Annotated in this window: 8 protein-coding genes and 1 pseudogene; 6 read left to right on the top strand and 3 right to left on the bottom strand. The window is 70.0% G+C overall.

What is annotated here, in order from left to right; all coding sequences use genetic code 11:
- Positions 1-1,153, top strand: a pseudogene (locus tag CCN37_RS36020) (hypothetical protein); the annotation flags it as partial.
- On the opposite strand, the gene CCN37_RS36015 reads toward CCN37_RS36020, so the two are convergent.
- The gene (locus tag CCN37_RS36015; protein WP_086829693.1) at positions 1,135-2,007 is read right to left on the bottom strand and encodes an LLM class flavin-dependent oxidoreductase; all 873 of its coding nucleotides are present in this window, start codon (positions 2,005-2,007) and stop codon (positions 1,135-1,137) included. The pseudogene CCN37_RS36020 and the gene CCN37_RS36015 overlap by 19 nt on opposite strands.
- A gap of 24 nt (positions 2,008-2,031) precedes the next feature.
- On the opposite strand from CCN37_RS36015, the gene CCN37_RS36010 reads away from it, so the two are divergent.
- Genes CCN37_RS36010 through CCN37_RS35995 form a run of 4 tightly spaced genes read left to right on the top strand, consistent with a single transcriptional unit; the run spans position 2,032 to position 4,951 of the window.
- Positions 2,032-2,370: an NIPSNAP family protein gene (locus CCN37_RS36010; RefSeq protein WP_086829691.1), complete on the top strand. Its 339-nt coding sequence runs from the start codon at positions 2,032-2,034 to the stop codon at positions 2,368-2,370.
- Positions 2,371-2,412: 42 nt separating this feature from the next.
- Complete coding sequence (locus tag CCN37_RS36005) at positions 2,413-2,892, top strand: DUF2975 domain-containing protein (RefSeq protein ID WP_086829689.1); 480 nt, start codon at positions 2,413-2,415, stop codon at positions 2,890-2,892.
- A complete protein-coding gene (locus CCN37_RS36000) occupies positions 2,892-3,095 on the top strand; it encodes a helix-turn-helix transcriptional regulator (RefSeq protein ID WP_086829687.1) in 204 nt (67 codons plus the stop codon). The genes CCN37_RS36005 and CCN37_RS36000 overlap by 1 nt, the downstream gene beginning before the upstream one ends.
- Before the next feature lie 44 nt (positions 3,096-3,139).
- A complete protein-coding gene (locus tag CCN37_RS35995) occupies positions 3,140-4,951 on the top strand; it encodes a DUF2339 domain-containing protein (RefSeq protein WP_086829697.1) in 1,812 nt (603 codons plus the stop codon).
- Positions 4,952-4,970: 19 nt separating this feature from the next.
- Here CCN37_RS35995 and CCN37_RS35990 read toward each other — a convergent pair whose 3' ends face one another.
- Positions 4,971-5,843 carry an NAD-dependent protein deacetylase gene (locus tag CCN37_RS35990; protein ID WP_086829685.1) on the bottom strand — a complete coding sequence of 291 codons (873 nt, stop codon included), beginning with the start codon at positions 5,841-5,843 and terminating at the stop codon, positions 4,971-4,973.
- 135 nt (positions 5,844-5,978) lie between these two features.
- Between CCN37_RS35990 and CCN37_RS35985 the strand changes: the two genes are divergently transcribed.
- Positions 5,979-6,221 (top strand): hypothetical protein, encoded by a 243-nt coding sequence (locus tag CCN37_RS35985; RefSeq protein WP_086829683.1) that lies wholly within the window; start codon positions 5,979-5,981, stop codon positions 6,219-6,221.
- Positions 6,222-6,271: 50 nt separating this feature from the next.
- Here the strand turns inward: CCN37_RS35985 and CCN37_RS35980 are convergent.
- Positions 6,272-7,184: HNH endonuclease signature motif containing protein (locus CCN37_RS35980; protein ID WP_143261976.1), on the bottom strand; the 913-nt coding region annotated here is incomplete at its 5' end.

Here is a 7,184-nt window from a genome sequence, read left to right as displayed (position 1 = left end):
CACCGCGCTCACCGCGACCGGGATGCTGATCGGCTCCGTGGAGTACATGGCGCCCGAGCGGTTGCACGGCACCGACGGCCGCGCGGAGAGCGACCTGTACGCGCTCGGCGTGACGCTTTTCCAAGCTGTGGAAGGGATGTCGCCGTTCCGTCGCGACACGCCGACGGCGACGCTCACCGCGGTCCTGCTCGACGAGGCACCCCCGCTGACGAGCACCGGCGGCCTCGCCACGCTGATCACTCGGCTGCTGGAAAAGGACCCGGCGAAGCGCCCGGGTGTCGCCGAGGCGCGCGCCCTGCTCGAAGCCGCCCGCGAGCCCACGCGGGAGTTCGAGAAGGAGAAACCCAAGCCCACCAAGAAGATCCCGCCCCCGCCGCCGAAGGCCAAGAGCGGCAACGACGGCCTGTGGGCGCTGGCGGTGATCGGCGTGGTGGTCGTGGTGCTGCTCGGGATCAACGGGAAGCTGGACCCCTTGATCACCGACATCTTCGGCCCTGCTTCCAGCTCGCCGCGGCCCTCGCCGACCAGCAGCAAGCCCTCGTCGACGACCCGCACGACGACCACCAGCACGACGGTGACCACGCCGAGGTCGACCACGCCGAGCTTCAATCCGGCCGACCTCAACCGGGAGTCCAGCGACAAGACGCCGCTGACCGCCGCCGCGCTGCTGCCCAACTCCTTCAAGGACGCCAAGAACGTGCTCTACACGAGGAAGAGCAGCGACGTCCGCCAGTGCGTGACCTCGTGGATGGACCAGGAGGTCAGGAACTTCCTCACCCGCTCGGGCTGCCGCAACGCCGCTTCGTCGACGTACGTGGACAGCTCCAACCAGATCCTGGTGATGGTGTGGGTCGTGCCGATGTCGGACGCGACGACCGCCGAGGCCGCTTACAACGCCGCCGGGTCCAGCTCCGGCTCGTGGGGTTTCCTGTGCCCCGGCAGCGGACCCGGCTCGGAGATCTGTGCGCAGAACAAGGACACCAGCCGTGCCACGAGCAGCGGCTGGCGGCGCCAGGTCAACCGCTACCTGATGAAGTCCGCGTCGTTCTACATCAGCCTGACCCGCGACAGCGGCGTCCAACCGTGGCTCGACGCCGCCGCGCAAGCCGCCGTCCGCGAGGCGGGGCCGAGCAACTACTCCGGGAACCGCTGAGCGGGAGGGCCCTGCTCGATCCTGCGCAGCACCGGCTCCAAGCGGTCGAGGTCGTCGCCCGCCTGGAGCTGCCGCTCGTCCCACCAGGTCGCCCCGGCCTGCGCCAGCGGCGCGATGATCTCCGCCGCCCGCTCGGGATCACCCGGGCTGACACCGCCCACGACGACCTCGAACGGCCCTTCCTCGCGGTGCTCGCGCACGTAGGACACCAGTTCGCGCACGTCGTCAACGGCTGGGGGCACGCCGTGGCGCGCGTTGGTGAACAGCGGCACCACGCCGTCCCAGCGCGCCGCGCGGCGCATCGGCCTGCGGTTCGGCCAGATACCGCCCACCCACACCGGAGGGCGCGGGCGCTGCGCCGACGCGGGCAGCAGCGTCACGTCGTCGACGCGGTAGTGCTTGCCCTCGTGGTTCACCGCCTCGCCGGACCAGTAGCGGTTGAGCAGGTCCAGTCCCTCGTCCAGCTTCTCCGCCAGCACGACCGGATCGGTCGGCTCGCCGAAGCTGCCGAACTCGTCCTCGATCGGCCCGCCCAGCCCGGCACCGAAGATCACTCGTCCGCCGCTGAGCGCGTCCAGCGTCGCCACCTGCCGCGCGAGCTGCTCCGGCCGCCGCCGCGCCACCGGCGTGACGAGCGTGACCAGCCGCAACCGCGTCGTCGCCAGCGCCGCCGCCGTCAGCAGCATCCACGGGTCGCCGAAGGGCTTGCCCGCGCGCTGCCGCTTGTCGTGCACCACGTGGTCCCAGACGAACAGGCCGTCCCAGCCCGCCTGCTCCGCCGCGACGGCCACGCGGGCGACCGTCCTCGGATCGGAGAAGTCGCCGAAGTTCGGGAGGTTCACCGAGAAGCGCATGCTCGCAGAATAGGCTGATCCACCATGATCACCTGTGTTGTGGAGTACGTGATCGACCCGCGCCGGATCGAGGCCTTCGAGCGCTTCGGCAGGCGGTGGATGGAACTGGTGGACCGCCACGGCGGCACCCACCACGGCTACTTCCTGCCGGGGGAGGGCGCCAGCGACAAGGCGCTGGCGCTGTTCAGCTTCCCCAGCCTGGCCGCCTACGAGGAGTACCGGAAGCTCTTCGGCGTGCACCCCGACTTCGTCGAGGCCGACCGCATCCGCGACGAGAGCGGCTGCGTGCTCCGCTACGAGCGCAGCTTCATGCGGCCCCTGCTACCGGGTGATCTTGCCGCCGAGCATGTCGCGGAACGATAACCATCGATTGACTTTCGATAGGTTCGTCTCGACACTCGATGCATGTCGCTAGCGCATCGGGCGGTGGTCCCGCTCAAGGTCTTCCTGGTGGTCCTGTTCGCGGTCCTCGTGGTGTTCCAGGTGCTCTCCTTCCCCGGCCAGTTCCGGTACATGGCCGAGACGCAGCCGGAGCGCGCGCACCTGCAGTGGCCGCTGACCGCGATCGCGGTGTTCGGCCTGCTGTGCGTGGAAGTGGTCGTCGTGGCCACGTGGAAGCTGTTGACCCTGGTGCGCAAGGACCGGATCTTCACCAAGGCGTCGATGGTCTGGGTGGACGCGATCGTGTGGGCGATCGCGGCCGCGTGGGTGGTGCTGCTGGGGATCTTCCTCTGGGTGGGCTTCAACGCCGACGACCCCGGTGCGCCGATGATGCTGTTCGCGATGGTGGTGGGCCTGGCGGTGGTCGGGCTGGTGATGGTGGTGATGCGCGCTCTGCTCCAGCAGGCCACGGCGCTGCGCACCGACATGGAAGAAGTGATCTGATGCCGATCGTGGTGCGCGTCGACGTGCAGCTGGCCAAGCGCAAGATGAGCGTCGGTGAGTTCGCCGAGCGCGTCGGGCTGACCCCGGCGAACGTGGCCGTGCTGAAGAACGGCCGGGCCAAGGCGGTGCGCTTCAGCACCCTGGAGGCCATGTGCCGGGTGCTGGAGTGCCAGCCGGGGGACCTGCTCGAATGGGTTGAGTAGTTCTGCGGAATCGCTGCTGGGCGCGCTGCTCCAGGGTGGTGCGCATGCACAACGATGGAGATCGGCTGCTCGGGCTCGCCGAGGAGATCGATGATCTTCGCCGCCGGCTCGGGCGGGTCGGCGGCGAGCTGCGCGCCCTGCGGGTCGATCTGCGCGAGGCCCCGGAGCACCCCGCCGTCGCTGCCGAGCCGGTCGTCCCGGAACAGCCGCAGCCGCAGTCTCAGCCTGAGCCGCAGCCCGCTTCCGTGTGGGAGTCCCGGCCGCCGATGATCCAGTTCGGCCCCGCCCAGGCGCCGGCGCGCACCCCGTCGCTGGCGGCGGCGTGGAGCACCGCGCTGGGCAAGGAGGGCGCCGGGAGCAGGCTGCTGGCCTGGGTCGGCGGGGCGGTCACGCTGCTCGGGATCGTGCTGCTGCTGGTGCTGGCGATCCAGCGCGGCTGGCTCGGCCCGCTGCCCAGGGTCCTCGTCGGCGCGGCGTTCGGCGCGGGCCTGATCGGCGCCGGGCTCTGGCTGCACCGCAACCCGGTCGGCCGCACCGGCGCGTTCGCCCTGGCCGCGACCGGTATCGCGACGCTCTACCTCGACGCGATCGCCGCGACCACGCTCTACGAGTACCTTCCGCCGCTCGGCGGCCTCGCCGCGGGCCTGCTGATCGCCGTCGCCGGTCTGCTGCTCGCCGCGCGGTGGGATTCCGCGCTGCTCGCGGCGGCCGTTGTCGTCGGCTGCGCGGTGTGCGCTCCGCTGATCACCAAGGGGTTCACGCCCGAGCTGGTCACGTTCCTGCTGGTGCTCCAGATCGCGACCGTTCCCGTGCAGCTGCGCCGCGACTGGTCCGCCCTCGCGGTCGCCGCGGGTGTTCCGCCGCTGCTCGCTTCGGTGCTCAGCACGCTGCGGAACCCGTTCGTCGGCAGCAATCCGAACACCGTCGTCGCGGTCGTCGCCGGTGTCGTCGGGATCGGCCTCGCACTGCTGGTGCTGCACCGCAGGCCCAAGGACCCCGCCGCGCTCGCGCTGCTGGCCGCTTCCGTGGCTCCTGCCCTCATCGCCGCGCTGACCCTGCCTCGCGGTGAGGCCGTGATCGTGTCGGGCGGTACGGCCTTCGTGATGCTCGGTGTGTGGGGCGCCGGACGCTGGCTGCCCGGTCGGGCCGGTGACCTCGCCGGGCTCGCTGGCCTGGTGGCGGCGTTGCAGGCCACGGTGACCCAGTTCGACGGCACCGCCCGTGGCGCGGCGCTGCTCGGCGAAGCGCTCCTGCTGCTGTTCGTGGCGCTGTGGGGTCGCAAGCTGATCGCGCTCGCGGGCGGCCTGGCCTTCGGCGTCCTCGGCGGATGCGCCGCTGTGGCAAGGGATCTCCCGCTCCCGCTGCTGCTCCGGGTCACTGAGCGCACCTCCGGTCAGCTCGCGGGCGCCTTCGCGGTGGCCGTGCTGATCGTCGCGGTCGCGCTGGTGCTGCCGTGGGTGGCGAACAAGCTCGGCGAGCTGCGCGCTCCGTCGGAAGCGCTGGCGCCGTGGCTGATCGCCGGAGTCATCGCGCTCTACGGCGCCGCCGGGGCGGTGCTGAGCGCCACGCTGCTGATCGTGCCCGGCCGAACCGGCTTCCTCATCGGCCACGTTGCGATCACGGTGTCGTGGACGGTGGTCGCGCTCGTGCTGCTGGTGCGCGGCATCAGCGTCACGGCGATGCGGGTGAGCGGCCTCGTCCTGGTCGGCGCCGCCGTGGTGAAGCTGATCCTGTTCGATCTGTCCACTTTGGACGGCATGGCCAGGGTGATCGCGTTCCTCGGCGCCGGGCTCGTGCTGCTGGCCGCCGGTACCCGCTACGCGCGCCTGGTCGGGGCGCAGCAGCAGGCGGGCTGACGTTCGCTGGCGCGGGGCCTCACGCGAGGTTCCGCGCCAGTTCCGTCAGCGCAAGGCCCAACGGCATGTCGAGGCGCCCCTTCGCGTGGACGTCGCCGCGCGTCGGGCCGTGATTGATGATCAGCACCGGCTTGTCGGTTTTGGCCGCGTGGCGGACGAACCGCAGTCCGGACATCACCGTCAGCGACGAGCCCAGCACCAGCAGCGCTTCCGCCTCGTCCACCAGGTCGTAGCAGCGCCGGACCCGTTCGCCGGGCACGTTCTCGCCGAAGAACACCACGTCCGGCTTGAGCACCCCGCCGCAGTCCGCGCAGTCCACCAGCGCGAACCCGCGCACCGCCTCGGCGGGCAGTTCCACGTCGCCGTCCGGGTTGATCCGCGAGGTCTCCGCCGTGAACCCCGGATTGACCGCCCGCAAGCGCTGATCAAGCTCCTCGCGCGGGCTGATCCTCTTGCACCCCAAGCAGACCACCCGGTCCAAGCTCCCGTGCAACTCCACCACGCCCGCCGCGCCCGCCGCCTGGTGCAACCCGTCCACGTTCTGCGTCAGCACCGCGCCGACGTACCCCCGCGCCTGGAGCTCGGCGACCGCCCGGTGCCCGCTGTTCGGGTGGGCGCGGGCGATCGTCCGCCACCCCAGGTGGCTCCGCGCCCAGTACCGCGGCCGCCCGCCTTCGCTGGCCACGAACTCCTGGTAGGTCATCGGCGTGTGCCGGTGCAGGCTCCCCGTGTCGCTGCGGTAGTCCGGAATCCCCGACTCCGTCGACAACCCCGCGCCGCTCAGCACCAGCACCCCACCCGACCCGACGACCTCCGTCACCTCGCCAAGGCTCGCCACGGCCGCGCGGGAGTCCTCGGTCGGTGTCCAGGACAGCGTCGGCCTCATGCGCACTCCACCAGCGTAGGTGAACTTCTTGGCAAGCCTTGTCAGGCAAACGTGAAACCGTTGCGCCGCGAGATGAACACATGGGTAATTTCCGACGACCTGCTGGGGGTCAGCAGTGTTGATCGCTGAAGGAGAGCCGCCATGCGTGCACGAAAGTTCGCCGCCGCCTGTCTGGTCGCCGGTTCCGCACTGGCCGTGACCAGCGGCGTCGCCACCGCGTCCGAGGTGACGATCCAGGGTCACTGGGAGACAGTCGCGTACTACCCGGCCACCACTCAAGGCTGGGCTGACTGCTGGAACGCCAAGGTGAACGTCGCGAAGGGCGACTGCAAGCTGAACAGCGACACCGGCGCCACCGTCGATCTCTGGGCCTGGGTGTCCTGACGTGGACGGGGGCTGGGCGCACTGTCCGGCCCCTTTCTCGTTTCAGACGTTCAGAAGGGCGCGGGTTCGGCGATCGGCTCCAGTTCCGTTTCGTGCACCCTGCCGCTGGGCGTGATCCACACATGACTGCCGTCGTCGCGGTTTTCGCAGCGCCAGTTGGAGTGGGTCTTCATGTTGTGGTGGTGGCGGCACTTCGGCCGCAGGTTCTTGATGGTCGTGTTGGTGCCGTTGTAGGGGCGGCAATGATCGATATCGCAGCGCTGGGCGGGTTGCTGACACCCGATGGCGGTGCACCTCGGGTAGCGGGCGTTGATGAGTTCGCGTTGTTTGGCGGTGGGTCGGTAGGTGTTGCTGACTTCCTCTGCCATGCCGGTGACCGGGTCGGTCAAGATCCGCTTCCAGATGCCGCCTGCTGCGATGTCCTGGGCGACGTGGGTGGGGATGGGTCCGTATCCGGCGAGCATGCCCGGGTCATCGGTGAGACCGAGGAGGGCGGTCACCGGCATGGTCAGGTAGACCATGGTTTGTCCCTGCGGTGCCGGGGTGTCGAGGCCTAGCAGCAGGTCTCGGGCGACGTCGGCGCGTTTCTGGTCCAACGTTCGGTCGTCTTTGGGAAGGCTGCGCGCGATCCGGTCGATGTGGTCGTAGGCCATGGCGGTGTCGTGGGCGGTCATGCCCAGGCGAAGTTCGGCCATGCCGTCGTCGAGGTTGGTTTTCCAGACCAGCCTGTCTTTGCGTTTCTCTTCGTGGCGGCGTTCGGCGGCTTTCGGGTCGAGTTTGTGGATCAACGTCTGGGCACGGCGGCGGACTGAGGTGTGGGTACGGGTGGGCGCGTAGGCGAGGAGATCGGCTTCGGCGATCGACGCTTGGGGTTCCTTCAAGATCTGCAACTGGTCCACGATGAGCCGGGCTTTGCCCTCATCGATGGCCCCGGCCGACAGGGCCGCCAACACTCGGGGGCGT

It is taken from the genome of Allokutzneria sp. NRRL B-24872 (assembly GCF_002155965.1).
In the GTDB taxonomy this organism is placed as follows: Bacteria; Actinomycetota; Actinomycetes; order Mycobacteriales; family Pseudonocardiaceae; genus Allokutzneria.
The sequence above is the reverse complement of the archived record's forward strand: the minus strand, read 5'-3'. Positions and strand labels throughout refer to the sequence as shown.

Bases quoted from the DNA above. Each gene is read 5' to 3' on its own strand.
- CCN37_RS35985 (WP_086829683.1), top strand. From the start codon at position 5,979: ATGCGTGCACGAAAGTTCGCCGCCGCCTGTCTGGTCGCCGGTTCCGCA.
- CCN37_RS35995 (WP_086829697.1), top strand. From the start codon at position 3,140: ATGCACAACGATGGAGATCGGCTGCTCGGGCTCGCCGAGGAGATCGAT.
- CCN37_RS36010 (WP_086829691.1), top strand. From the start codon at position 2,032: ATGATCACCTGTGTTGTGGAGTACGTGATCGACCCGCGCCGGATCGAG.
- CCN37_RS36000 (WP_086829687.1), top strand. From the start codon at position 2,892: ATGCCGATCGTGGTGCGCGTCGACGTGCAGCTGGCCAAGCGCAAGATG.
- CCN37_RS36005 (WP_086829689.1), top strand. From the start codon at position 2,413: ATGTCGCTAGCGCATCGGGCGGTGGTCCCGCTCAAGGTCTTCCTGGTG.
- CCN37_RS36015 (WP_086829693.1), bottom strand. From the start codon at position 2,007: ATGCGCTTCTCGGTGAACCTCCCGAACTTCGGCGACTTCTCCGATCCG.